This window comes from Nocardia sp. NPDC049526, from assembly GCF_044465765.1.
Taxonomy (GTDB): Bacteria; Actinomycetota; Actinomycetes; order Mycobacteriales; family Mycobacteriaceae; genus Nocardia.
This window is the reverse complement of record NZ_JBITMA010000007.1, coordinates 351,528-375,894: the sequence shown is the minus strand read 5'-3', so window position 1 is coordinate 375,894 and position 24,367 is coordinate 351,528. Positions and strand designations below refer to the sequence as shown.

At 66.1% G+C, this 24,367-nt stretch carries 24 protein-coding genes; 13 read left to right on the top strand and 11 right to left on the bottom strand.

Annotated features, from left to right (window positions below):
- Window positions 1–52 precede the first annotated feature (52 nt).
- On the top strand, window positions 53–1,921 hold the full coding sequence (locus tag ACIBW7_RS23785) for a molybdopterin-dependent oxidoreductase (protein WP_397049685.1): 1,869 nt from the start codon (window positions 53–55) through the stop codon (window positions 1,919–1,921).
- 180 nt (window positions 1,922–2,101) lie between these two features.
- On the opposite strand, the gene ACIBW7_RS23780 is transcribed toward ACIBW7_RS23785, so the two are convergent.
- From ACIBW7_RS23780 to ACIBW7_RS23770, 3 genes are all read right to left on the bottom strand, one after another.
- Window positions 2,102–3,583, bottom strand: a complete 1,482-nt coding sequence (locus ACIBW7_RS23780; protein WP_397049683.1) for a DHA2 family efflux MFS transporter permease subunit — start codon at window positions 3,581–3,583, stop codon at window positions 2,102–2,104.
- Window positions 3,584–3,640: 57 nt separating this feature from the next.
- A complete protein-coding gene (locus ACIBW7_RS23775; protein WP_397049681.1) occupies window positions 3,641–4,333 on the bottom strand; it encodes a PadR family transcriptional regulator in 693 nt (230 codons plus the stop codon).
- A 217-nt stretch (window positions 4,334–4,550) separates the two neighbouring features.
- Window positions 4,551–5,450 (bottom strand): glycine betaine ABC transporter substrate-binding protein, encoded by a 900-nt coding sequence (locus tag ACIBW7_RS23770; RefSeq protein WP_397049679.1) that lies wholly within the window; start codon window positions 5,448–5,450, stop codon window positions 4,551–4,553.
- Between the two features lie 210 nt (window positions 5,451–5,660).
- Between ACIBW7_RS23770 and ACIBW7_RS23765 the strand changes: the two genes are divergently transcribed.
- From ACIBW7_RS23765 to ACIBW7_RS23750, 4 genes are read left to right on the top strand one after another with little or no spacing between them, the layout of a single operon-like run.
- Complete coding sequence (locus ACIBW7_RS23765) at window positions 5,661–6,593, top strand: ABC transporter substrate-binding protein (protein WP_397049982.1); 933 nt, start codon at window positions 5,661–5,663, stop codon at window positions 6,591–6,593.
- On the top strand, window positions 6,554–7,750 hold the full coding sequence (locus ACIBW7_RS23760; RefSeq protein WP_397049677.1) for an ABC transporter ATP-binding protein: 1,197 nt from the start codon (window positions 6,554–6,556) through the stop codon (window positions 7,748–7,750). Before ACIBW7_RS23765 ends, ACIBW7_RS23760 begins: the two co-directional genes overlap by 40 nt.
- Window positions 7,747–8,409 carry an ABC transporter permease gene (locus ACIBW7_RS23755; RefSeq protein WP_397049675.1) on the top strand — a complete coding sequence of 221 codons (663 nt, stop codon included), beginning with the start codon at window positions 7,747–7,749 and terminating at the stop codon, window positions 8,407–8,409. Before ACIBW7_RS23760 ends, ACIBW7_RS23755 begins: the two co-directional genes overlap by 4 nt.
- The gene (locus ACIBW7_RS23750) at window positions 8,406–9,122 is read left to right on the top strand and encodes an ABC transporter permease (protein ID WP_397049672.1); all 717 of its coding nucleotides are present in this window, start codon (window positions 8,406–8,408) and stop codon (window positions 9,120–9,122) included. Before ACIBW7_RS23755 ends, ACIBW7_RS23750 begins: the two co-directional genes overlap by 4 nt.
- Window positions 9,123–9,125: 3 nt before the next feature.
- On the opposite strand, the gene ACIBW7_RS23745 is transcribed toward ACIBW7_RS23750, so the two are convergent.
- Window positions 9,126–9,563, bottom strand: coding sequence for a MarR family winged helix-turn-helix transcriptional regulator (locus ACIBW7_RS23745; protein WP_397049670.1), 438 nt, complete (start codon window positions 9,561–9,563; stop codon window positions 9,126–9,128).
- 89 nt (window positions 9,564–9,652) lie between these two features.
- On the opposite strand from ACIBW7_RS23745, the gene ACIBW7_RS23740 reads away from it, so the two are divergent.
- A complete protein-coding gene (locus ACIBW7_RS23740; RefSeq protein ID WP_397049668.1) occupies window positions 9,653–10,288 on the top strand; it encodes a maleylpyruvate isomerase family mycothiol-dependent enzyme in 636 nt (211 codons plus the stop codon).
- Window positions 10,289–10,439: 151 nt separating this feature from the next.
- On the top strand, window positions 10,440–10,856 hold the full coding sequence (locus tag ACIBW7_RS23735) for a CBS domain-containing protein (protein WP_063047190.1): 417 nt from the start codon (window positions 10,440–10,442) through the stop codon (window positions 10,854–10,856).
- A gap of 66 nt (window positions 10,857–10,922) precedes the next feature.
- On the opposite strand, the gene ACIBW7_RS23730 is transcribed toward ACIBW7_RS23735, so the two are convergent.
- From ACIBW7_RS23730 to ACIBW7_RS23715, 4 genes are all read right to left on the bottom strand, one after another.
- Entirely contained in the window at window positions 10,923–12,119 is a 1,197-nt protein-coding gene (locus ACIBW7_RS23730; RefSeq protein ID WP_397049666.1) for an NADP-dependent malic enzyme, read from the bottom strand.
- Between the two features lie 474 nt (window positions 12,120–12,593).
- Window positions 12,594–14,165, bottom strand: coding sequence for an FAD-binding protein (locus ACIBW7_RS23725; protein WP_397049664.1), 1,572 nt, complete (start codon window positions 14,163–14,165; stop codon window positions 12,594–12,596).
- 51 nt (window positions 14,166–14,216) lie between these two features.
- A complete protein-coding gene (locus ACIBW7_RS23720; RefSeq protein ID WP_397049662.1) occupies window positions 14,217–14,477 on the bottom strand; it encodes a hypothetical protein in 261 nt (86 codons plus the stop codon).
- Window positions 14,478–14,479: 2 nt separating this feature from the next.
- Window positions 14,480–15,334, bottom strand: coding sequence for a PHP domain-containing protein (locus tag ACIBW7_RS23715; RefSeq protein ID WP_397049660.1), 855 nt, complete (start codon window positions 15,332–15,334; stop codon window positions 14,480–14,482).
- 62 nt (window positions 15,335–15,396) lie between these two features.
- On the opposite strand from ACIBW7_RS23715, the gene ACIBW7_RS23710 reads away from it, so the two are divergent.
- Complete coding sequence (locus tag ACIBW7_RS23710) at window positions 15,397–16,473, top strand: magnesium and cobalt transport protein CorA (protein WP_397049658.1); 1,077 nt, start codon at window positions 15,397–15,399, stop codon at window positions 16,471–16,473.
- A gap of 3 nt (window positions 16,474–16,476) precedes the next feature.
- Here the strand turns inward: ACIBW7_RS23710 and ACIBW7_RS23705 are convergent, their stop codons facing one another.
- From ACIBW7_RS23705 to ACIBW7_RS23695, 3 genes are read right to left on the bottom strand one after another with little or no spacing between them, the layout of a single operon-like run.
- Window positions 16,477–17,058 (bottom strand): suppressor of fused domain protein, encoded by a 582-nt coding sequence (locus ACIBW7_RS23705; protein WP_084509616.1) that lies wholly within the window; start codon window positions 17,056–17,058, stop codon window positions 16,477–16,479.
- 4 nt (window positions 17,059–17,062) lie between these two features.
- Window positions 17,063–17,554: a general stress protein gene (locus ACIBW7_RS23700; protein WP_327093533.1), complete on the bottom strand. Its 492-nt coding sequence runs from the start codon at window positions 17,552–17,554 to the stop codon at window positions 17,063–17,065.
- Between the two features lie 12 nt (window positions 17,555–17,566).
- Complete coding sequence (locus tag ACIBW7_RS23695) at window positions 17,567–18,523, bottom strand: HpcH/HpaI aldolase/citrate lyase family protein (protein ID WP_397049655.1); 957 nt, start codon at window positions 18,521–18,523, stop codon at window positions 17,567–17,569.
- A 64-nt stretch (window positions 18,524–18,587) separates the two neighbouring features.
- Between ACIBW7_RS23695 and ACIBW7_RS23690 the strand changes: the two genes are divergently transcribed.
- The 5 genes from ACIBW7_RS23690 to ACIBW7_RS23670 all read left to right on the top strand — a co-directional run bounded on the left by ACIBW7_RS23690 (window position 18,588) and on the right by ACIBW7_RS23670 (window position 24,242).
- Complete coding sequence (locus ACIBW7_RS23690) at window positions 18,588–19,895, top strand: magnesium transporter MgtE N-terminal domain-containing protein (protein WP_397049653.1); 1,308 nt, start codon at window positions 18,588–18,590, stop codon at window positions 19,893–19,895.
- Complete coding sequence (locus ACIBW7_RS23685; RefSeq protein WP_397049651.1) at window positions 19,885–20,478, top strand: DUF1003 domain-containing protein; 594 nt, start codon at window positions 19,885–19,887, stop codon at window positions 20,476–20,478. The genes ACIBW7_RS23690 and ACIBW7_RS23685 overlap by 11 nt, the downstream gene beginning before the upstream one ends.
- A gap of 358 nt (window positions 20,479–20,836) precedes the next feature.
- Window positions 20,837–22,081, top strand: a complete 1,245-nt coding sequence (locus ACIBW7_RS23680) for a lytic murein transglycosylase (RefSeq protein WP_397049649.1) — start codon at window positions 20,837–20,839, stop codon at window positions 22,079–22,081.
- Between the two features lie 140 nt (window positions 22,082–22,221).
- Window positions 22,222–23,085 carry a lytic transglycosylase domain-containing protein gene (locus tag ACIBW7_RS23675; RefSeq protein WP_397049647.1) on the top strand — a complete coding sequence of 288 codons (864 nt, stop codon included), beginning with the start codon at window positions 22,222–22,224 and terminating at the stop codon, window positions 23,083–23,085.
- A gap of 20 nt (window positions 23,086–23,105) precedes the next feature.
- A complete protein-coding gene (locus ACIBW7_RS23670) occupies window positions 23,106–24,242 on the top strand; it encodes an Mrp/NBP35 family ATP-binding protein (RefSeq protein WP_397049645.1) in 1,137 nt (378 codons plus the stop codon).
- Window positions 24,243–24,367 lie beyond the last annotated feature (125 nt).

The window sequence follows — 24,367 nt, the reverse complement described above, 5'->3', positions numbered from 1 at the left end:
ACGTCACCGAATGGTCATACTCCCCGTCCACCCCCGGCAGTAGGCTCGGACCATGGCTGAACTGCGCTTTCGGGTGGCGGCGGGCATTGTCGCCGCCGGTCTGGCATTCGGCGTGTCCGAGCTCGTGGCCGCCTTCATCGGCCCCGACAGCGCACCCCCGAACGCTCTCGGCTCCACCGTCATCGACCACACCCCGGACGGCCTGCGCGAATGGGTCATCCAAACCTTCGGCACCAATGACAAGACCCTGTTGTTCGTTTGTATGACACTCGTGGCCGTGCTGGCCGCCGGATTGATCGGAGCCATCGAACGAACAGATCACCCGCGAGGATCCTGGCTCCTGGCCGCCCTCGGCCTGCTCACTGCGGTCATCGCCTTCGGCCGCACCGGACTCTCCGCCGCCTGGCCCACCGTAATCGGCGTCGCCGCAGGCATTTACGCCCTCCGCGCCCTCACCTCCCGAATCGACGACGCAGCCGCCGCTGCACACATGGCCCGGCCCGCCGCGCCTGCTCCTGTCCCAGTGATCACACCCGGCGAAGACCAAGCGGTCAGGCCGCAGACAACGGCCGCGTCGGCAACGCCGAAAAACACTGCCGCCGAAGCCGACTCATCCAGCACCGACACGGCGGCCGCGCCCAGTGAGGGCGCCGCGCAAGATAGGGAGAGCGCGCCGGCATCGTCATCGACGACACCGGAACCGACTGCCGGCCACCGTGACTCGGCCGACCAGGGCACGACGAGGATCACTGAGGCCAGTTCGGTCCCGGCTGAAGAACTGGCGTCGAGTAGCGGCGGGAAGGCGGCCCGTTCGACCGCAGCGGCGGCCGAGAAGGAACCTGCGGCTTCGCGGCCACAGCGGCGACAGGTGTTGCGGGGCATTGCGATTACGGGTGGGCTGGCACTGCTGAGTGGGGTGGGTGGGCGACTGATCGGGGCACAGCGGCAGGATGTTTCCGGTGAGCGGGCGGCGATTCAGTTGCCGGAGCCGAGTGGGCCGACCGTTTCGCTCGCACCCGACGCGGATTTGAAATTGCCGGGGCTGACGCCGTATCTGACGTCCAATAGCGACTTCTATCGGATCGATACCGCGCTGATCGTGCCGCAGGTATCCGTCGACGATTGGTCATTGCGGATCCACGGGATGGTGGATCACGAAATCCAGCTCAGCTGGGACGATCTCGCCAAGCGGACACCGGTCGAGACGCTGGTGACGCTGGCCTGTGTATCGAATCCCGTCGGTGGCGATCTGATCGGCAATGCAAGCTGGCGCGGCTACCGCCTGGACGAGCTGCTCGCCGAGGCCGGACCGCATCCGGATGCCGATATGGTCCTGTCGCACAGCATTGATGGCTTCACCGCGGGCAGTCCGCTGGCCGTACTCACCGACGGCCGCGATGCGCTGCTCGCGGTCGGCATGAACGGCGAACCCCTCCCGGTCGCACACGGCTATCCGGCCCGACTGGTCGTCCCCGGCCTCTACGGATACGTCTCCGCCACCAAATGGGTCACCGAACTGGAGATCACCCGCTTCGACCGCGCCACCGCCTACTGGACGCGTCGCGGCTGGTCCGCCTACGGCCCCATCAAGACCGGCACCCGCATCGACACCCCGCGCGCCCGCGCCAAACTGCAACCGGGCAGCGTCGCCATCGCCGGCGTCGCCTGGGCCCAACACCGCGGCATCCGGGCCGTCGAAGTCCAAATCGACAACGGCCCATGGCAACCCGCCCGCCTGTCCACCGAACAATCCATCGACACCTGGCGCCAATGGGTCTACGACTGGAACGCCACCCCCGGCCCCCACACCATCCGCGCCCGCGCCACCGACGGCACCGGCGAAACCCAAACCGAAGCCCGTGCCCCCGTCGTCCCCGACGGCGCCACCGGATATCCGTCCACCACCGTCCAGGTCGGCTGACGATTACAGCGCTCCGCCGTATTCGATTGGGCGCGGGAAGAGAATCTGCAGCCAGACCGAACGAGCCTCAGACCACCGTCGACCTACCGATTCGGATAACCATCGATTGGACCCAGCTGACAGGTCTGGCCCGCTGACGGGTGTGCCCCGTGCGCGAATTACGCACGGGGCACCTCGAACTCAGACGCCGACAGTATCGGCCTTGGCCAGGTCGGTCTTCAGGCCGGATGCGGCGGATCGACCGTGGCGGATGAAGAGGGCCGAGGCGATTACGCCGATCAGGAGGATGCCCGCGGGGAGCAGGATGGCTTGGCTGAGGGCGGTGCTGAAGGCGTCCTTGACGAATTCGGGGATGGGCCCTTGGCCCGCACCGCCTTCGGAGACCTTGCCGCCGCCGAGGCCATTTGCGCTCATGCGGGCCGCGACCAAGGCGCTGATCGCGGCGCTACCGAGTACCGAACCCACCTGCCGGGTGGTGTTGTAGACACCCGCGCCCGCACCGGCCAGCTGGATCGGCAGGTTGTGCGTGGCGGTGGAAGCCAGTGGCGCCCAGATGCAGGCGTTGGCGAAACCGGCCAGCGCGGCCGAGAGCAGGAACCATACCAGTGAGGAATGCGGTGTCATCACTGCCGCGAACCAGAAGATCGACACCGAGAATCCGATGAATCCGACGGTGGGCACAAGACGCGGGTGCAGCTTGTCGGAGACCTTACCGATGATCGGTGCGAAGACGCCGGTGACGATCGCCATCGGCGCGAATACCAAGGCGGACTTGGTCGGTGACATCTCCCGCACCGCCTGCAGGTAGAAGTACGCAGGCACCATGAACGAGGTAACCGCGGCACCCATGGCCGCGATGGCCACATTCGACATCGCGAAGTTGCGATCACGGAACAGCCCCAATGGCAGCAGCGGCTCACCGGTATTGCGCGACTGATTCACCAGGAACACCGCGAGCACAACCACACCCGCGCCGATCATCAGCCAGATGCGCAGCGACCAGTCGTAGGTATTGCCCTCCTGGATACCGAAGACCAGCAGGAACAGACCGATACCGCTGAGCACCACACCGGGGATGTCGAACTTGTGCTCATGCGTCGGCAGCGCCGGAACCAGCCAGACCGCGAGCGCGAATGCGACGACGCCGACCGGAACATTGACGATGAAGATCCACTCCCAGCCGAGCCCATCGACCAGCACACCGCCGAGGATCGGGCCGACCAGTGTGGCCAGACCGGCGACACCGCCCCACAGACCCATGGCCGCACCGCGCTTATCCGGCGGGAAGGTCCTGGTGATCACCGCCATGGTCTGCGGTGTCATCAACGCGGCGCCGAGACCCTGTACGGCCCGCGCGGCGATCAGCATGGTGATCGATCCGGACAGACCGCACCACAGCGAGGCGGCGGTGAAGACGGCCAGACCGATCAGGTACAGGTTCTTCGGCCCGTAACGATCACCGAGCCGACCGGTGACCAGCAGCGGCACCGCATAGGTCAGCAAGTACGCGCTGGTCACCCAGATGACCTGGGAGATGTCGGCCTGCAGATTCGTCATGATCGCCGGATTGGCGACCGCGACGATGGTCATATCCAACAGGATCATGAAGAAGCCGACGACCAGCGCGAACAGCGCTAGCCACGGATTACGTTGTGTGGTCATGGATTTGGTTCCTATCTCGGATGTCTGTTCCGGAGGACGTGCGCACACCGGTACACATCAGGGCGATGACGCGCTGGTCTCGTTCCAGCGACGCGGCACCGGGGGTGGTTCGGAATGTTCCTGGTCGGACCAGGGATGCTGATGTTCGGTTATGCGGACGCCGGTGGCCGGGTCGAATTCGTCCCATTCCATCTCGCCGCTGTCCAGTTCGGAGATCAGGTTGTCGACCCACGCGATCTCGGCGGCGATGGTGGCATGCAGGTACGGGAGCACGATCCAGTAGCGCCGCGGCACAGCGTGCACACCCGCCCACTGGCTCATCATGTCGATATCGGCGAGGTCCTGCGCCAATCGCTCGACCCGCTCCCGCAGTAACGCGAGCACTTCCGGCGCGGGCAGGTTGTGCGCCTCCGCGAGCGCGACCGGGAACACCGGGTACTCCCGCCCGGGATTGCGCAGGATCTCGGCGATCCGGGAACGCAATGTCGCCCGGCCGCTTTCGGTGATCCGGTAGGTGGTGCGCTCCGGCCGGTTCCCGTCCCGGTCGACCCCCTCGGCCTGCACCATTCCTTGGTCGGCCAAGCGCGTCACCGTGTGATAGAGCGAGCCCGGACGCACTTTCACCAAGATGTCCTCCCGACGGGCGATCAGCAGTTGATACGCCTCGTAGGGATGCATGGGCCGCTCGTCGAGCAGCGCGAGCACGGCGATCGCCAATGGCGTCACCGACGGGCGCGCGTGCTGCCCCATTTTCGGTCACCTCCTGCACAACACTCGCGGATGCGAGATCGAATTCCCGGAACACGGTAGCCATGGCCACCGACATACTCCACATCAAATACTCCACATGGAATATACGGTGCGGAGCAATCCGCCCACAAGACCGCAGTATCGAGCGGAAAAGTGATGGGCGACATAGCAAACGGCCCGAGCGAAAACGCTCGGGCCGTCATGACCAGGGGTTTTGCTAGAGCGCGTGGTTGTCCAACCAGGTGCGCGCCACCTCCGCGGCAGCGGCACCTTCGCGGACCTTGCGGATCATCTCCGCCAACTCATCGGTCGTGAGCTCACCCGCGACGTAGTTCAGCTTCTTGATCTGCCGATCATCCAGCAGACCTTTGCGATAGACCGCGAGCACATTCTCGGCACGCACCGCGTAGTCGTTATCGGCGAGAACCGTCAGCCCATCGGTCGCACCGGAGGTGAGCGCGGGCGGACCGGTCAGGATTCCGGCCTGGATTTCGCCGTCCAGCAATGCCTTTCGCAGAGCCGTCGCATCGGGATAGGGCCTGGTACCGGCGAAGTCGCAACCGGCAATCCGCACGGGCGCCGCCGTTTGCAGCACACCCGGCACCGACGCCACCCCGGCCTGGATTTCGCCACAGCGCGGCGCGAGCGCGCCGAGCGACCGCACGTCCTTGCCCGCGGCTTCGGTCAGCAGCACCCGGGCTCGCATATCCGTGCCGTCGGCCGGATCGGAGACCGCGAGTCCTTCCGGCAGCGACCGGTTCAACTCCTCGGTCACCGACAGCCGAACGGGTGCGGACTTGTCCGCCACCTCGGTCGTCACCTCGGGCTTACGTGCCTGCGCATCGGCATTCAGAAAGGTGAGCAGTTCACCGCTGTGTTCGCCGACCACCGTCACCGTGCCCGCATCCAGTGCGGCCAGATAGTCCGCCCGATTACCGAGATCGGCGGTGACCGAGGTGCGCGCACCGGTCCGCGCCAACGCGCCCGCATAAATTTGCGCAAGCAGATTTGATTCCATCGAACCGCCCGCGCCGACCGCTATCGTCGGGCCGGAATCGTCGCTTCCACAGGAAACAGCCAGCCCTACGGCCGTGACGACCACGATCCGTGCCAGCATCCGCCTCGACGCGACCGACCCCATCCGGCGACACCAACCTTCGGTAGTGAACAGGAACTGCATGCAGCGGGCAATATGAACAACCAGAATGTACCGGGTGGCCGTGCGAGCACGGCTTCTCGCACCGCCCGTCATGCCGGAAGGACTCCAGTGAAAACCACGATCAACCCCGATGCCGCGCGGCCCGGGCGGTTCGCGCTGCGGCTGACGCTGCGCGCCGCCCGCATTCTCGTCGCCGCCGCGGCATTGGCCGCCGCCATGATCCTGTCCGCCTGTGGTAACTCCGATCCGCTTGCGGCCAAGGGCAATTGCGAGGGCGACGGGCTGACCGTCGGCTCGGCGAACTTCCCGGAATCGGAAACGGTCGCGAATATCTACGCGGAAGTGTTGCGCGCCAACGGATTCAATGTCGACACCAAACTCAATATCGGTAGCCGCGAAGCGTATATCCCGGCACTGCGCCAGTGCGCGATCTCGGTAATTCCGGAGTACAACGGCAACCTGCTGCAGTACCTGGACAAGAACGCGACCGCGGCAAGCGCAGCCGATATCGACGCCGCCCTCACCAAGGCACTCGGCTCCGATCTCGCCGTCGGCACCCCGGCCCCGGGCCAGGACTCGGACGCGGTCGTGGTCACCAAGGCCACCGCGGAGCGCTGGAACCTGCACAGCATCGCCGATCTGGCCGCACATTCGGCCGAGGTGAAATTCGGTGCGCCCGCCGAATTCCAGGAGCGCGCGGGCGGTCTGCCCGGTCTGAAGAAGAACTACAACCTGGATATCGCCGCGAACAATTTCGTGCCGATCGCCGACGGCGGCGGACCCGCGACGGTGCGCGCATTGGTCGAGGGCGCGGTGACCGCGGCCAATATCTTCACCACCTCCCCGGCGATCGCGCAGAACAATCTGGTGGTCCTGGAGGATCCGAAGCACAACTTCCCCGCCCAGAATGTCGTGCCGCTGTTCAACTCCGCCAAGAAGACCGATAAGGCGCTCGCCGCGCTCAACGCGGTCTCCGCGAAACTCACCACCGACGAACTGCTGAAGCTCAACGAGGCGGTCTCCGGTAGCAGCAAGACCGAACCCAAGGCTGCAGCACAACAATGGGTCGCCGCCCAAGGGCTGAACAAGCCCACCGGGTAGGAGCCAGCGTGTCCGATATCGAATTCAGCCGTATCAGCAAGACCTATCCGGACGGCACGCACGCCGTCTCCGAACTCGATCTACGCATCGAATCCGGTTCGTTCACCGTCTTCGTCGGGCCGTCGGGCTGCGGCAAGACCACCTCGATGCGCATGATCAACCGGATGATCACACCCAGTTCGGGAACCATCACCGTTGGCGGCGCGGATATTTCGACGGTGAATCCGGTCGAGTTGCGGCTCGGTATCGGATACGTGATCCAGAGCGCCGGACTCCTGCCGCATCGCACCGTCGTCGACAATGTCGCGACCGTGCCTGTGCTGCAAGGAGTTCGGCGCCGCGCGGCCCGCACGGCGGCACTCGAGGTGCTGGACCGGGTCGGGTTGGACCGATCGCTGGCCAACCGCTATCCCGCCCAACTCTCCGGCGGACAGCAGCAGCGGGTCGGGGTGGCCAGGGCACTGGCCGCGGATCCGCCGGTGCTTTTGATGGACGAACCCTTCAGCGCGGTCGACCCGGTGGTACGCGAGGAGTTGCAGGCCGAAATGCTGCGGCTGCAAGCGGAATTGCGCAAAACCATCGTCTTCGTCACCCATGACATCGATGAGGCGGTGAAACTCGGCGACCGGATCGCGGTATTCGGACCGGGTGGCGTCCTACAGCAGTACGACGAACCACAGCGCGTACTGGCCTCGCCCGCAACAGATTTCGTGGCCGGCTTCGTCGGACGTGATCGCGGCTATCGCGCACTGTCGTTCCGCAGTGCGGATAGTCTGACACTGCACGAGATTCGCACCGCGACCGAACCCGAACTCGCCGAATTGCGGTTGGACCGGGGCGAATGGGTATTGGTGGTCACTGATTCCGGTGTTCCGCGCGGGTGGATCGATGTCACCGGCGTCGAGAGCATTCGGGCCGGGCGGGCATTGCACGACAGCATCTCCGCGGGTGGATCGCTCTTCCCGCCGGACGGCGACCTCCGGCAGGCACTTGACGCGGCGATCTCCTCACCGTCGGGAATCGGTGTGGCCGTTGACGATTCCGGTGCGGCCCGGGGCGGTGTCAGGGCTCCGGAGGTACTCGAGCAGCTCGCCGGGCAGCGCACGGTGGAGGACGACGAGCGCAATCGGCATTTCTTCGAAACCGAAAACGCATGAAGTATCTGATCGACAACTTCTCCGAGATCATGGGTTTCACCAAGACCCATCTGTATCTCGCGTTGGTTCCGCTTGTGCTCGGGTTGATCATCGCGATTCCGGTGGGTGCGTTGGTGCGCCGGATCTTGTGGCTGCGACGCGTCACGGTGACAGTGGCCAGTCTGTCGTACACCATTCCGTCGCTGGCCCTGTTCGTGATCATTCCGCCACTGGCCGGAATTTCGACCATCGATCCGCTGAATGTGATCATCGCGCTCACCGTGTATTCGACGGCGCTGCTGGTGATCGCGGTGCCGACGGCACTGGATTCGGTGTCGCCCACCGTCATCGACGCCGCGGACGCCGTCGGCTTCAGTTCGCTGCGGCGCACCGTGACCGTCGATATGCCTTTGGCCATACCGGTTTTCGTGTCCAGCCTGCGCGTTGTGGTGGTCACGAATATCGCCATGGTTTCGGTCGGCGCGCTGATCGGTGTCGGCGGGCTCGGCAAACTCTTCACCCAGGGCTATCAGCGCGACTATCCGGACGAGATCATCGCGGGCATCATCGTGACGCTGGCGCTGGCACTGATCTTCGACCGCCTGGTGTACGCCATCGGACGATGGGCGACCCCGTGGACGCGCGCGGACACCAGGACGGCGAAAGGAGCTGCGGTATGAACCTTTTCATCGATGCCTGGCACTACTTCACCGACGGCGCGAACTGGAGCGGCCCGGCGGGTATCCAACACCGCATCGCCGAGCACCTCTGGTACAGCTTCCTGACCGTCGTCGTCTCCGCGGCCGTCGCGCTCCCGCTCGGGCTGGTGATCGGGCACACCCGTCGCGGTTCCGCGCTGCTGGTCGGATTCGCCAATGCCATGCGCGCCCTGCCCACTCTCGGCCTGCTCACCTTCCTGGTCCTCGGCCTGGGACTCGGCCTGATTCCGCCGTTGCTCGCACTCGTCACGGTCGGCATCCCGCCGCTGCTGGCCGGTGCCTACGCCGGAATCGCCAATGTCGCGGCCGATGTCGTGGACGCATCACGCGCGATGGGCATGACCGAGCGCCAGATCCTGTTCCGCGTCGAGGTCCCCAACGCACTGCCGATCCTGCTCACCGGCCTGCGCGGGGCCACCCTGCAGGTCATCGCCACCGCCACCATCGCCGCCTTCGTCAACCTGGGCGGTCTGGGCCGCTACATCTTCGACGGCATCGCCGTCTACCGCTACGACCGGGTCCTCGTGGGAGCCCTGCTGGTCGCGGTCCTCGCCATGGTCGTGGACGGCCTGCTGGCTTTCGTGGTCTGGGCAAGCGCTCCCGGCACGGGCCGCCTGCGCCGCACCTCTCAGCTGCCCGTCACCCCTGCCGGAATCCTGCAGACCGCGGACTAGAACTCAGGCATAGGGATCGGTGATCTCGCGCAGCCGGGCCAGCGTCTCGCGCAGCTGCCGCATGCGCTGCGCACCGAGGTGCGTCGCCCACTCGGCCTCGATCCGATCGGCGACGGAGTTCGCGTATGCCGCCATCTTCGCCCCGCGTTCGGACAGCACGACCAACCGTGCCCGACCGTCGCTCGGGTCCGGCACTCGCCGCACGTAGCCGGCGCGCTCGAGCTGATCGACCAGGAATCCGGCGGTTTGCTTGGTGACCTGGGCCTGCTCGGCCAATTCGGTCAGGCGGCTGCCATCGGGACCGATGCGCGCCGCGAGCCGCCCCTGGGCGACGGTGACATCGTCGTATCCGGACTCGGCGAGATCGGCGAAGATCCGGTCTTCCATCGATCGGTGGGCAATGAACATCAGCAGGCCCACATTCATATCGTCGTCGGCCATCCCACTCCTTGACGTTGATCAGATAAGCTTACTATATTGGTAAGTCTATCTGACCAATCTTACAAGAGGTCCAAACCCGGGAGCGCACCATGGACCGCGAAACATGTTGGCAGACCATCGAACAGCAGCGGCGCGCGATTGCCGACCTGCTGGCCGACCTTTCGGCCGACGAGTGGGAAACACCGTCATTGTGCGCGGGCTGGCGAGTCCGGGAGGTCGCCGCACACATCGCGCTGACACCGCAGCCGCCCCCGATCGGCGTCATGGTCCGCACCGGGATCCGCGCGCGCGGCAACTACAACCGGTTCATCGATGACCTCACCAGGCGCTACGCGAAACATCCAGCCGCAGAACTTGTTTCGGCGATCCACGGCAACGCCGATTCCCGGAAGCTGCCCAAGCTCACCAACTATCGCAATATCCTGTTCGACACGATGGTGCACGGTCAGGACATCGCGATTCCGCTCGGTCGCACAATCGAGATCGAACCAGCGGCCGCGGCCGCCGCGACCGCCCATGCGGTAACCGTCGGATGGCCGGTATGGGACAAACACCGCCTCGACGGCATCCGCTTGGTCGCATCCGACGTCGACTGGACCCACGGCAGCGGACCGGAGATCCGCGGCCCGATCACCGCACTGTTACTCCTGGCCACCGGCCGCACAGCGGCAATGGACCTGCTGGCAGGCGACGGCGTCGCGCCGATGACCGCTCGCCTGCGCTGACCGCCCCGGCATTGACCAATGATGTGACATGGGTCACGATGTGACGTGGCCGCAGGAGTTTGCTTCGCGGATGCTCGACGCACGATAGCGGAGCCGAATTCTGCGGGATCACTCATCCGAGACCAGGAGGCGTACCGTGAACAGTCGCTCTATGAAGGCGCGCGACATCATGCACGAAAACGCGGAGTGGATCCCCGCCGACGAAACGCTGGATCGGGCCGCGCAGATGATGCGCAGGCTGGATATCGGCGCACTGCCGATCGGCAGCGACGACCGGCTCGTCGGGATGCTGACCGATCGCGACATCGTCGTGAAATGCATTGCGATGGGCCATGATCCGAGCAAGGTACGGGCCGGGGATCTGGCCGAGGGCACCCCGCGCTGGATATCCGCCGATGCCGACGTCCGCGAGGTTCTCGACATGATGGAGCACGATCGGATCAAACGGCTGCCGGTGATCGACAACAAGAAGCGACTCGTCGGCATGATCTGCGAATCCGATATCGCCAAGAACCTCAGCGACGCCGAAATCGCAGAATTCGTCTCGGCCGTCTTCGTTCCGCACTGATCAACCCGCACAACGCAATACGGGGCTGCCCACTTGAGTGAGCAGCCCCGTATTTCCGGGTCGGAATTACGCGACGCCCTCCGCGCGGGCGGCGGCGGCCACGGCCTCGGCGACGGCCGGGGCGACGCGCGGGTCGAGCGGGCTCGGCACGATCTTGTCCGGAGCGATCTCATCGGCGACCACCCCGAGGATGGCATCGGCGGCGGCGATCTTCATGCCCTCGGTGATGCGACGCGCGCCCGCGTCCAGCGCGCCCTTGAAGACGCCGGGGAACGCGAGGACATTGTTGATCTGGTTCGGGAAGTCGCTGCGCCCGGTGGCCACGATCGCGGCGTACTTGTGCGCGACATCGGGGTGAATCTCCGGGTTCGGGTTCGACATGGCGAACACGATCGACTCCGGCGCCATCGAGGCGATCAATTCCTCGGCGATGGTGCCCGCGGAGAGTCCGAGGAACACATCGGCGCCGTCCAGCGCCTCGGCCGCACCGCCGGCGAGGCCGCGCGGGTTGGTGCGCTGTGCCAGTTCGGCTTTCACCTCGTTGAGGTCGCCGCGCTCGCTGTTCACGATGCCCTTGGAATCGAGCACGGTCACGTCCTTGACGCCCGCGGCGAGCAGGATGTTCGTGCATGCGACACCGGCCGCGCCGGCGCCGGACACCACGACCTTCATGTGATCGATGGCACGCCCCTGCACCTTGGCCGCGCCGTTGAGGGCTGCGAGCACCACGATGGCGGTGCCGTGCTGGTCGTCGTGCATGACCGGGCAGTCCAGGGCCTCGATGAGCCGCTGCTCGATCTCGAAGCAGCGCGGCGCCGAGATGTCCTCCAGGTTCACCGCGCCGAAGCTCGGGCGCAGCCGGATGATGGTCTCCACGATCTCGTCGACGTCCTTGGTGTCCAGGACGATCGGGATCGAGTTCAGTCCGGCGAACTTCTTGAACAGCGCCGCCTTGCCCTCCATCACGGGCAGCGAGCCGCGCGGGCCGATGTCACCGAGACCGAGCACCGCGGTGCCGTCACTGACCACCACGACGAGCCGGTCGGTCCAGGTGTAGCGCTTGCACAGCGCCTCGTCTTCCGCGATGGCCAGGCTGACCTTCGCCACACCCGGGGTGTAGGCGATGGAAAGGTCGCGCTGGGTGTCCAAGGGTGCGGTGAGTTCGACCGAGAGCTTGCCGCCTAGGTGGCCCGCGAAAATTTCTTCCTGGGTGATTTCGGAAAGGCTTGCGGTGGCATTCGCTGCGTCAGTCACAGATGACACGATTTCACTCCTGATCGGGTCGGACAAGCCGGGGGGACGGTTACCGCCGGGTACATGGGTATTAGCTATTTCACACGCTCATCGAGTGCGCTGACCGGGACATTTCGGGTCGAGCCGAGATCATCGGATATGCGACGATCTACTACCGAAACGTGGCGCGGCACTGATCCGCAGAGCGAAGGTCGGACGGGTGTGTCCGTATAAAACGTGCAGGTCTTTTCGACCGACCTGCAAGCAGTCGCTAACGATGGGGATCCTCGGGTCGCGACGGTGCGTCGCGAGGCGGTGATCGCCGTTGTCCCCGAACCCGGCGGTGGCGTAGGCGGGAATCCGCAACATTCTGCCAGCCGGGAGGACGCATTGCCAAACCGGCGTGTCGTGTCCCGGTCGAGCGTCATCTTTCGAGGGTAGGTCGCGGGAATTACCAGGGGGTAAGCAGAAACTCGCAGTTCGGCAGCCGTATCCGGTGAGCTGTCACAACGCGAGCGGATCGACCGCGGTGAGTTCCGGCCGCGCCGGAGGCTCGGGCGTCATATCGGCAACCCCGGGGCGCACCCATACCGCCTCGAGTCCGCCGGAGGTCAGCCGCACCCGCCAATCCGCCGCTGCGCCGGGATGATCGGTGCGCCGGTGCATCCCGCGACTCTCCGTGCGCGCGAGCGCACTGTATTTGGTCCAGCGCGCCACCGCGAGCAGCGCCGCCGCCTGCCTGGCGCGCAACCGGTCGACACCGAAGCCACCGAGATCGAAGTCGGCGCCCGGCCACATGGCGTCGAGTTCGCCGATGCTGTCGCGCAGACTTCCGGCGCTGCGCCAGTAGCTGCGCCGCAATGGCAGCGTGTGCTCCTGCACCAACCCGACCACCGCGCGCGGATCGATGCGGGCCACCGGATTCAGTCCCGCACCGGCCACCTCGCGCACCGGACCCGTCACGCCGCGCCCACGCGCGAAGCGCGCGGCACCCTTTCCGGCCCACACGCCCGAGGCCATGGCCCATGCTCCGCCCTGACCACCGAAGCCGCTGACCGCGCCGGTGATCGGCTCGCGCGTCATCACATCGCCCGCACCGTAGAGTCCGGCCACCGTGGTCGCGCAGTCGGTCCCACCTATGCGCAACCCGCCGGTCCCGCGGACCGTTCCCTCCAGCACCGCGCGCAGCGGTACCCGGCGGGTGTGGTCGACCAGCCCCTGTCTGGAGAGCCAGCGCCGGACCGGGTACGGCACATCATCCAGGGCCGCGTAGATCCGGCGGCCATCCGCGATCGCGGTGAATGCCGCCGAGCGATGACCGGTGATCTCCGCACCGGATTCGTCGTAGAGCGTCGCGAAATGCAGTGCCAGCCCGGGGGCGAAGGCGGAGTCGCGGGGTGCGGGTGCAACCGGTACGAGACCGTAGGCGCTGGAGAATTCCATGCCCGACAGTTGTGCGCCCGCCTCCGCCGCCAGCAGTAGTCCGTCGCCGGTATCCACATCGGTGCCCGCGCCGCCGGAGAGGAAGGCGCAGCCGCCGGTGGCGACGACGACCGCCCCGGCTCGGATGGTCCAGGTCCGAAAGCCGTTGTGCTGCTGCACACCGACCGCGCCGGCGACCACGCCGTCGCGATCGACGAGCAGTTGCAGGGCGGGATGATGATCGAGAATGCGCACTCCGGCTTCGAGCAGGCTGCGGCGCATCCGGCGCAGATAGCCTGCGCCGTCGAGGCATACGCGCAAGGGTGTTGCGCCGTTCCCCTCACCGGGAAACCGATAACCCCACGCCACGAGCTGTTCGACCCGCCGATGCGTTTCGTCGAGTACGCGCAGCATCCATTCCGGTTCAGCGAGCCCGCCGCCGTGTGCGTATGCGCGCCGCACCGCCTCATCTCGCGCGGTCCCCGGCGGGATATTCCACAGCGAGGTCGTCCCGGCGGCGGTCGGCCCGCTCGCACCGCAGCGGCTCTTGTCGACGAGCGTCACCCGAGCGCCCGCGGTGGCGGCGGAGATGGCGGCCCAGGTCCCGGCGGGACCACCGCCGAGGACGAGCACATCCGTCTCGAATTCCGTCACAAAGAGAAATGTTCGGCCACAATTCACGCGACCGCAACCATTACCGATTTATCAGCTCCACCACTGCGTCCACAGCAATATCCCGGCGACAATAAAAACGACCACCGATCCGGAAAAAGCTGCCAATCCCCGATGACGATCTGAAAAAATCTGTGCGCCGAGGCCGATCGCCGAGGTGGCGACATGCCACGTCACCGATTCGCCGCCGGGTCCGGGAAAGCCGCGCCGAGCAGCGATTACCGCGGTGCCGATAACAACGAGGGCCAGCACGAACATCCCACCGGCGACGATTCCGCTGAGTCCGCGCAGCACTCTCACGAGGCGATCACCGGCACGCCCGTCGCTTTGCCCGCGAGTTCCTCGAATTGCGCGGGGTCGGTGGTGAATTCACCTAGCCGGATGGTTTTGTTGGATCCGTGATAGTCCGACGAACCGGTGGTGATGAGACCGAGTTCGGCGGACAACTCCGTCAGCAGCGCGCGATCGGCCGCGGAATGGTCCGGGTGATCGATCTCGAGCCCGCCGAGTCCGAGTTCGGCCAGTTCGCGAATATCGTCGATCGCCAGCAGCCGCCCGCGCTTACGCGCCCGAGTGTGCGCGAGCACGCTGACCCCACCTGCGGTCGCGATCATTTCGACGGCCCGGCGCAGCGGTGTATCCGCCTTCTCCGCGTAGTAGGGGCCGTGCGGGGCCAGCAATTCGGTGAAGGCCGCGTCCACGGTCGGCACCACACCGGCCGCGACGAGTGCGCGCGCCAGATGCGGACGCCCCGCCGACGGTCCGGCCGAGGCCAGGACCGCATCCGGATCGATGGGCAGTCCGTCCTCGCGCATCCGCTCGGCCATCGCGCGCAACCGCTCCACGCGTTCGGCGCGCAAGCGTTCCCGCTCGTCGGCGAAACACCGGTCGGTCGGGTCGAAGAGGTAGGCCAACAGATGCACCGGGACCGGCCACCCGTCCTCACCGAGCCCGATACACGACATCTCCATGCCGCGTACCAGCGTCAATCCGTTCGGTAGCGCGTCGACCGCTTCGGCCCACCCCGCGGTGGTGTCGTGGTCGGTGATCGCGACGACGTCCAGGCCGGCCGCTGCCGCGTTGCGGACGAGTTCGGCCGGGGTGTCGGTACCGTCGGACGCGGTCGAATGGGTATGGAGGTCGATGCGCACGCCTTCTTTCATACCGTGCGCTCACCCGGCGCACGCACGCGCACGCGACGTAGCATCGGTCGGTGCCATCAATTCCGCCGCTACCGTCCTTCCGGAGCCAGAGCCGAGCACGTACGCAACTGCCCCGCATCCCGGTCCCCACAGCGCGTGCGGTGGTCGACTGTGCCGTGTACGTCGACGGCAGGCGGCTGCCCGGCCACTTCAGCCATGCGGACGCGATGGCCGAGGTCAACAATCGCGGAACCGGATTCGTATGGGTCGGACTGCACGACCCGGACGAGTACCAGATGGCCGATATCGCCGAGGTCTTCGACCTGCACCCGTTGGCCGTCGAGGACGTCATCCACGCTCATCAGCGGCCGAAGCTGGAGCGCTACGACGACACCCTGTTCCTCGTCTTGCGTACCGTCAGCTACGTCCCACACGAAATCCATTCGGTCAGTGAGATCGTCGAGACCGGCGACATCATGGTCTTCACCGGACCCAATTTCACCGTGACCGTTCGGCACGGTGAGCACACCGGACTCGCCGGTGTCCGAAAGGAATTGGAGGATCACCCCGACCAGCTCATGCTCGGTCCCGGTGCGGTGCTGCACGCGGTCGCCGACCACGTTGTGGATTCCTATGTGGCGGTGGCGCAGTCGGTCGAGAACGATATCGACGAAATGGAAGAAGAGGTCTTCACGCCGCGCAGCACGGTGGCCGTCGAATCGATCTACCAGCTCAAGCGAGAGGTTGTGGAGCTGCGTCGGGCGGTGAATCCGCTCGGCACCGCGCTCGAGGCACTCGGCCGCAACACCACGATGCCATTGCCCAAAGAGATTCGGCGTTATCTGCGCGATGTCGCCGATCACCACACCGCGGTGGCCGAGCGGATCAACGATTTCGACGAGGCGCTCAGCGCTCTGATCACCGCGGCGCTAGCCAAGGTCGGTGTCCAGCAGAACACCGATATGCGCAAGATCTCGTCCTGGGTCGCCATCGCGGCGGTGCCGACGATGATCGCCGGGATCTACGGCATGAACTTCGAGCATATGCCGGAGCTGAAACAGGTGTGGGGCTATCCGGCCGTGTTGCTGCTGATCGTAACCATCTGCACCGGTCTGTACGTCAACTTCCACCGCAACAACTGGCTCTGAGAACTACAGCGACGCAGCGCCTCTGGCCGGATCGTGCACATCGATCCCGGCCTCGGCCCACGCATCACGCAACGCCTGCGCCCCGCGCACCCGCACCCAGGCCGCCTCGGTCGCGGTCACCGGAACCACCGCGAAATATCGCACCGGTTCGGCGGGTTCGGGCAGCGCGACCTCGGGAATATCGCTGTCCCCCAACAACACCGCGGTAAACGGCGCATCCCGCCACATCGGCTCGCCCAGATCGAGCAGCGCATCGGCTTGCAGCACAACACCTTCCACAGCGGGCGCCGCGACCAGCACGCCGAGGGTGCGGGCGAGTCCGGAACTCGGGCCGACCCCGGCACGCAGCGTCAGCACCAATTCGGCCCGCGGCCCACGCACCGGGTCGGCGTGCAGGTCACTGGGATCGCCCATGGGATGACGTGATCCACCGAGGGTCACGTAGTGCACCAGCTCGTCGCCGGGAATGCGCAGAATCTCGATGGGCTCCAGGCCCAGGAACGTCACCGACGCGGAGTCGACACCCGTCGAGGCGGCACCGAAGTGATCCAGCACCTCGGTGCGGACCTTGTCCACAACTTCCATGCGCTCAGATCGCCAACCGCGCCAGCATGTCCCGAGCCTGCTCGGCCGACTTCGGGTCGCACAGCACGTCATAGCGGCCCGCCACCAACTGCATGGTGGAGGCGAAATCGCGCTGTCCCCTGGTCGCCGCGTAGGGGATCGAGGTAGAGATGACGCCGAAGATGATGCCGCCGACCAAGCCGACCAGCACCGGCGCGAAACCGCCACTGGTGGTGAACAAGCTCAATAGCAGGCCGAGGAACAGGCCGAGCCACGCGCCCGAAACCACCCCACCGCCGATCACCTTGCCCCAGGTCAGTCGGTACAGCACGCGCTCGACCTGCATCAGATCCACGCCGACGATGGTCACGTCTTGCACAGGGAACTCGTTGTCGGCCAGGAAGTCGACCGCCTTCTGCGCCTCGGCATAGGTCGGATACGAGCCGACCGGCCAGCCCGATGGCGGCGTCGGCAGGCCCTGGCGCGCGCGATTCGAGTTCCCCAAGGGATTCGTCATATCTCTATTCTGCTATTCCGAACCGGAGTTCGGGGGTGTGAAACGCGTGGTGCGCGTCATCCCCGCAGCTCGGCCCTTATCAGCGATTACCTGAGCCATCTTCGCGCTGGCCTCGTCGATCATTTCGTCGCCGAGCATTACCGCTCCGCGCGCACCGCCTTTTTCCGAGGTGTGGAAGGCATAGGCATCAAGAATCAGCTCGGCGCGGTCGTAATCGGCCTGGCGCGGACTGAAGATCTCGTTCGCGGCCTCGATCTGTCCGGGATGCAACACCCATTTACCGTCGAAACCGAGTGCCGCGGTGCGCCCGGCCGCCCTGCGGAATCCATCGATATCCCGAATTTGCAGGTAGGGGCCGTCGATTGCCTGCAGGCCGTGTGCGCGGGCGGCGAGCAGGATGGTCATCAGAATGTGGTGGTAGGCATCGCCGGTGTCATAACCCTCGGGCTGTTCACCGACCACCAGCGTGCGCATATTGATACTGGCCATGAAGTCGGCCGGGCCGAAGACCAGGGTCTGCACCCGCGGGCTCGCGGTGGCGATCTCATCTATATTGCGCAACCCCATGGCGTTCTCGATCTGCGGTTCGATTCCGATCCGACCGACCTCGAGCCCGCCGGCCTTCTCCAATTGCGTGAGCAGCAGGTCAAGTGCCCGCACCTGACCGGCATCGGTCACCTTCGGCAGCAGAATCGCGTCGAGTGCCGCGCCCGCGCCCTCGACCACGGTGATCACGTCGGCGTAGGTCCACTGGGTGGTCCAATCGTTGACCCGCACCACCCGCAACTGATCGCCCCAGCCGGTGTCGTTCAGCGCGGCGACGATATTCGCGCGGGCCTCGGCCTTGGCGGCGGGGGCGACCGCATCCTCCAGATCGAGAAATACCTCGTCGACCGGCAAGCCCTTGGCTTTATCGATCATCTTCTTGCTGCTACCGGGGCAGGCGAGCACCGAGCGGCGCGGCTTCATGATCACTCCCGTCGATCGTGGCATGGTGTGAGTACCGGTCGGCGAACCCTCTAACCTGACAGCCATGGCAGCAACCAGGGTGTACGTCGCCAGGCTCGCCGGACTGGTGGTACTCGGCCCGGACGGCGAGTCTATCGGCCGCATCCGCGACGTCGTCGTGGCCGTCCGCTACGACCGCCAGCAACCCCGGGTGCACGGCCTGGTTGTCGAATTGCCGTCCCGGCGCCGAATATTCGTACCGATGCTGCGGGTGACCACGATCGAACCCGGAGTCGTCGCGCTCAATACCGGCACGGTGAGCCTGCGCCGCTTCACCCAGCGTCCCGGCGAGATGCTCGCACTCGCGCAGATCGTGGATTCTTCGGTGCGCGTTGATGATCCGGATCTGCCGGATCTCGCGGATGTCGATGTGCTCGTGGTCGATCTGGGCATCGAACAGACCCGGACCAGGGACTGGCGGGTCACTAGGGTCGCGGTGCGCGGGCATCGCAGGCTCGGCCGCCGCCGGACCGTGCACGTAGTGGACTGGATGCAGGTCAGCGGGCTGACGCCGTACGAGATCGGCAGGCCGGGCCAGGACGTCACCCAGTTGCTCGAGCAGTTCGAGGGCCTGCGCCCCGCCGACGTCGCGCATATGCTGCGCGAACTTCCCGAGAAGCGGCGCATCGAGGTGGCTGTCGCACTCGACGACGAGCGACTCGCCGACGTCGTGCAGGAACTTCCCGACGACGACCAGGTCGATCTGCTCGGCCACCTCGAAGTGCGCCGTGCCGCCGACGTGCTCGAGGCGATGGATCCCGACGACGCCGCCGACCTGCTCGGCGAACTGCCGAAGGGTGAGCGGGAATCGCTGCTGGCACTGATGGATCCTGAGGAGTCCGAACCAGTCCGCAGGCTGCTCGAACACTCCCCCGATACCGCGGGTGGTCTGATGACACCGAAACCGGTGGTCCTGACGCCGGCCACCACTGTCGCCGAAGCGCTTGCCCGAGTGCGCAATCCGGATCTGACGCCCGCGCTGGCCACTATGGTGTTCGTGGTGCGGCCGCCGACCGCAACGCCGACCGGCCGCTTCCTCGGCTCGGTGCATTTGCAGCGACTGCTGCGCGAACCCCCTGCACACCTGGTCGGCGGCATCCTCGATACCGATCTGGCCCCGCTGCGTCCCGATGCCCCGCTCGGTGCGGTGACCCGCTATTTCGCCACCTACAACCTGGTCTGCGGTCCGGTGGTGGACGAGGAGAACCATCTGCTCGGGGCGGTCAGTGTGGACGACGTGCTCGATCATCTACTACCGGAAGATTGGCGCGAGCAAGAAGATACGGCCCACGAGGCGGTCGCAGGTCACGAGGGGGTAGTCGATGCCGAGTGAGAAGACTCCGGCGCGCCAGCGCCTGGAAACGCCGATGGAATCGCGGTTCCGCTTCGACTACGACGCCGAGGCGCTGGCCCGCTCCAGCGAACGGGTCGCCCGATTCCTCGGCACCGGACGCTATCTCGCGATCCAGACGATCGTGGTGATCGTCTGGATCCTGCTGAACATCTTCGTGATCGCGCTGCGCTGGGACCCGTATCCGTTCATCCTGCTCAATCTCGCGTTCTCCACCCAGGCCGCCTATGCCGCGCCGCTGATCCTGTTGGCGCAGAACAGACAAGACAACCGCGACCGCGTGTCGCTGGAGGAGGATCGCACCAGGGCCGCCCAGACCAAGGCCGATACCGAATTCCTTGCCCGCGAACTCGCGGCGCTGCGGATCGCGGTCGGCGAGGTTGCTACGCGCGACTACTTGCGTAGGGAATTGGAGGAAATGCGAGAGGTGCTGGACCGGATCGAGGCCGCGCAGTCACCGGATTCCGAGTCGAGCCCCGATAGACCGCCCAAGGCCAACCGCAAGAAAAGCTCCGGCAGAAAGCCGGGCACAGTTCAGGTTTCACCGCCAGTTGCTGACGATTGACAGGAAATGCTCTACAAGGTTGTGACCCACGGGTAACCTGGACGACGTTGTCCCGAGCGGACGGGCAGGGGATGTCCCGGACAGGCGCTCTCACGACGTAGAGGATTGGTGTGGCCGAATGCGAATCTCTGCTCCGATAACCGTCTCGGCCCTGGTCGTCGCCGGTCTTGTAGCCACAGGCTCGGGTACCAACACCACACAATCCACCACTCCCGATACCGCACCCGAGGCTTTGCTCGCGGCGTCGAACGGCCCGTCCGGCGCCGATGGAACATCCGGCAACACCAGTGAAGCCGCATTGTCCCGGACAGTTGGTCTCCTTCCGGTAACGCCGGAGGCTCCCCGCAAACTTCGAGCAATGACTCCGCTTGCGGATGGCACCCCGCTGTTCGCGGGTTCGGTGCCGTTGCACGACATCGCCCTGCCTGCCGCCGGCGGCGCGCTCGGGATCCCGGAAATCGTGCTCGCGGCCTATCGCAATGCCGAACTCGCGCTGGAATCCTCGATGCCCGGCTGCGGTCTGTCGTGGAGCCTGCTGGCCGGGATCGGGCGGATCGAATCGCTGCACGCGGGCGGCGGGCGTACCGACGCCGCGGGTACCACCGTGACACCTATCTTCGGACCCGCGCTGGACGGCTCGCTACCGGGCAACGAGGTGATCAAGGCCGCCGACGGCAGCGCGGTGCGCGCCATCGGGCCGATGCAGTTCCTGCCCGGCACCTGGAGCCGGTACGCCGCCGACGGCAACGGTGACGGTATCGCCGACCCGCACAATGTCTTCGACGCCTCGCTCGGCGCGGGCAAGTACCTGTGCTCGGGCGGATTGGACCTGCGCGATCCGCAGCAGGAACTGCGCGCGGTGCTGCGCTATAACAACTCGCTCGCCTACGCCGCCAATGTGCTGAGCTGGTCGGCGGCCTATCGCACCGGCGGCACTCCGAGCCAGGTGAGCATCTCCCCCGATCTCATTCCGCCAGGTACCGCACCGATCACGACGGGTGCGGACATGTTGGCCGCATCCACGTCGGCACCGAAGACCACCACCACAACCGAACTGCCGCAGAATACGGTGATCATCCAGACGCCGACCGAGGTGATGATCACCATCCCCGGTCTGCCACCGATCCCGTGCGGCATCTTCTGTCCGCGGCCGGTACCCAAGCCGCCGTGCGCTCCGCAGCAGGTGGCTCCGGCGCAGCTGCCCGCGCCCGGTGATCCGGCACAGTCGCCCATTGCGCCGGCGCAGACCTACGGTGCTGTGGAAAACGGCGAGCCGAAGGATCCTCAGCAGCAAGACCAGCAGCACCCGGATCAGCAGCAGCCGCAACAGCAACCCGCCAATTGCGCTCCAGCCCAACCGGATGCGGCCCAGCCCGGTGCGCCCCAGCCCGGTGCGGCCCAGCCCGCGCCCAATGCGCAGCCCCCCGCGCAATCGCCGGGCGAACCGCAGAGTTCCCCGGAGAAGACGCCGGAGCCCGGCGTGGCCGAAGCGCCGGAGCCGACGCAGACCGAAGCAGCTACCCCGCCGCCCGCACCGGGCATCACGCTCCCGTTCGGCATCGTGATCCCGCTGCCCGCCCCAGCACCGGCCCCGCAGGGCTGAGACCAGGCCTGATATCGAACAGATGACGCCACACCGAGACCCGATAACGAAGCAGTAACAAAAAGGTCTCGAATGCGGTACCCTCTACTTCGTCCATCACGAAGGGCTCGTTATCGAGTCAATGGGAGGGTCACCGCACAGTGGGGCGTCACCGAAAGCAGTCGCCTGCGACGATCAAGCGCAGCTCCGTTATCGCATTGACCGGATTGGTCCCCGCTGGACTCGTGGCCGTCGCCGCGTCCGCGGGCACCGGCGATCCGACCGCATCGTCTGTCCTGCAACACATTCCGGGGGACGATCAAGACGACCAGGCGGCCAGACTTTCGGTCGCCGCGGAACCGGCGGCGACCGAATTCGTCGCGAACGCAATGGCAAAGCAGGCACCGAGTGCGCCGCCGATCGTGAAAACCGTTGCGCTGCCGGATGGTAGGCACCCGGCCGCCCTGCCAGCCGGTCCGCTCGGCATTCCCGGCGTGGCAGTCGCGGCTTATCAGAATGCCGAAAACATACTCGCCGCGGAGAATCCGGTCTGCGGAATCCCGTGGTATCTGCTCGCCGGTATCGGCCGGGTCGAATCGACGCACGCCTTCGGTGGTAAGGCCGACGCGGACGGCAATCCGCTGACACCGGTCTACGGTCCGGTGCTCGACGGCAGCCTCGCGGGCAACCACGTCGTTCGCGATACCGACGGCGGCGCGCTGGACGGACTCAGCGGATACGACCGTGCCATCGGCCCGATGCAGTTCCTGCCGGAGACCTGGAAGCGCTACGGCGCCGACGGTAACGGCGACGGCATCGCCGATCCGCAGAATCTTTTCGACGCGGCACTGACCGCGGGCAGGTATCTGTGCGACGGCGGGTTGAATATGCGCGATCTCACCCAGCAGACCCGGGCAATCCTGCGCTACAACAACTCCATGGCCTATGTCGCGAATGTGATGGCGTGGGCCGGGTCCTATGCCTCCGGTACCGCACCGAAGCCCGGGGACCTGCCGCGAATCTGAGACAACGTAAAATTCATGCCATGCCAGTGGTAACGGAAGTGGATGTGCGGGGAGCCCTCGCGAAGGTCGACGACCCGGAGATCCGCAAACCGATCACCGAACTGGGCATGGTGAAGAGCATCGCGATCGGTGCCGATAGCAATGTCCATATCGAGGTCTACCTGACGACGGCGGGCTGCCCGCTGCGCACCGAGATCACCCAGCGGGTCACCAAGGCGGTGGCCGACGTAGCGGGCGTCGGCGCGGTCACGGTCGACCTCGATGTGATGAGCGATGAACAGCGCACGAATCTGCGCAAGCAGTTGCGCGGCGACTCCGCCGATCCGGTCATCCCGTTCGCCCAGCCCGGTTCGCTCACCCGCGTGTACGCGGTGGCCTCCGGTAAGGGTGGTGTCGGGAAGTCCAGTGTCACGGTCAATCTCGCCGCCGCGATGGCCGCGCGGGGTCTCTCGGTCGGTGTGCTCGACGCGGACATCTACGGTCACTCGATTCCACGGATGCTCGGTACCGACGCGCGGCCGACTCAGGTCGAGCGGATGATCATGCCGCCGCAGTCGCACAATGTGAAGCTGATCTCCATCGCGCAGTTCACCCAGGGCAATACGCCGGTGGTGTGGCGCGGGCCGATGCTGCACCGGGCGCTGCAGCAGTTCCTCGCCGATGTGTTCTGGGGCGATCTCGATGTGCTGCTGCTGGATCTCCCGCCCGGCACCGGCGATGTCGCGATCTCCATCGCGCAGCTGATTCCGAATGCGGAGATCCTGGTCGTCACCACGCCGCAGCCGGCGGCCGCCGAGGTCGCCGAACGCGCCGGCGCGATCGCGCTGCAGACCCGGCAGCGGATCGCGGGCGTCATCGAGAATATGTCCTGGCTCGATCTGCCCGACGGCACCCGGATGGACCTCTACGGTTCCGGTGGCGGCCAATCCGTCGCCGACCGTCTCACCCGGGCCGTCGGAGCGAATGTGCCACTGCTGGGCCAGATTCCGATCGAGCAGGAGTTGCGCGAGGCGGGCGACGAGGGCACTCCGATCGTATTGCGCGATCCGGAGAATCCGGCCGCCAAGGTACTGCTCGAGGTCGCCGACAAACTCGCGGTACGGCGTCGCGGACTTGCGGGCATGTCGCTCGGTATCGATACGACCCGCCACCGGTAACCGCCCGCGCCGCGCGGCCGAGGCGCTGCTGATGTCACCTACAAGCCAGCGGTGCGCGGGCATGTTGCTCGGTATCGATACGACGCGGCACCGGTAGCCACGGGCCGCGCGGCTAAGACACTGCC

Coding starts and splice junctions, on each gene's coding strand:
- ACIBW7_RS23690 (WP_397049653.1), top strand. CDS start 18,588: ATGGCAGCAACCAGGGTGTACGTCGCCAGGCTCGCCGGACTGGTGGTA.
- ACIBW7_RS23760 (WP_397049677.1), top strand. CDS start 6,554: ATGGGTCGCCGCCCAAGGGCTGAACAAGCCCACCGGGTAGGAGCCAGC.
- ACIBW7_RS23775 (WP_397049681.1), bottom strand. CDS start 4,333: ATGGGGCAGCACGCGCGCCCGTCGGTGACGCCATTGGCGATCGCCGTG.
- ACIBW7_RS23745 (WP_397049670.1), bottom strand. CDS start 9,563: ATGGCCGACGACGATATGAATGTGGGCCTGCTGATGTTCATTGCCCAC.
- ACIBW7_RS23670 (WP_397049645.1), top strand. CDS start 23,106: ATGCCAGTGGTAACGGAAGTGGATGTGCGGGGAGCCCTCGCGAAGGTC.
- ACIBW7_RS23740 (WP_397049668.1), top strand. CDS start 9,653: ATGGACCGCGAAACATGTTGGCAGACCATCGAACAGCAGCGGCGCGCG.
- ACIBW7_RS23695 (WP_397049655.1), bottom strand. CDS start 18,523: ATGAAGCCGCGCCGCTCGGTGCTCGCCTGCCCCGGTAGCAGCAAGAAG.
- ACIBW7_RS23755 (WP_397049675.1), top strand. CDS start 7,747: ATGAAGTATCTGATCGACAACTTCTCCGAGATCATGGGTTTCACCAAG.
- ACIBW7_RS23680 (WP_397049649.1), top strand. CDS start 20,837: ATGACTCCGCTTGCGGATGGCACCCCGCTGTTCGCGGGTTCGGTGCCG.
- ACIBW7_RS23750 (WP_397049672.1), top strand. CDS start 8,406: ATGAACCTTTTCATCGATGCCTGGCACTACTTCACCGACGGCGCGAAC.
- ACIBW7_RS23700 (WP_327093533.1), bottom strand. CDS start 17,554: ATGACGAATCCCTTGGGGAACTCGAATCGCGCGCGCCAGGGCCTGCCG.
- ACIBW7_RS23685 (WP_397049651.1), top strand. CDS start 19,885: ATGCCGAGTGAGAAGACTCCGGCGCGCCAGCGCCTGGAAACGCCGATG.
- ACIBW7_RS23770 (WP_397049679.1), bottom strand. CDS start 5,450: ATGCTGGCACGGATCGTGGTCGTCACGGCCGTAGGGCTGGCTGTTTCC.
- ACIBW7_RS23735 (WP_063047190.1), top strand. CDS start 10,440: ATGAAGGCGCGCGACATCATGCACGAAAACGCGGAGTGGATCCCCGCC.
- ACIBW7_RS23780 (WP_397049683.1), bottom strand. CDS start 3,583: ATGACCACACAACGTAATCCGTGGCTAGCGCTGTTCGCGCTGGTCGTC.
- ACIBW7_RS23785 (WP_397049685.1), top strand. CDS start 53: ATGGCTGAACTGCGCTTTCGGGTGGCGGCGGGCATTGTCGCCGCCGGT.
- ACIBW7_RS23705 (WP_084509616.1), bottom strand. CDS start 17,058: ATGGAAGTTGTGGACAAGGTCCGCACCGAGGTGCTGGATCACTTCGGT.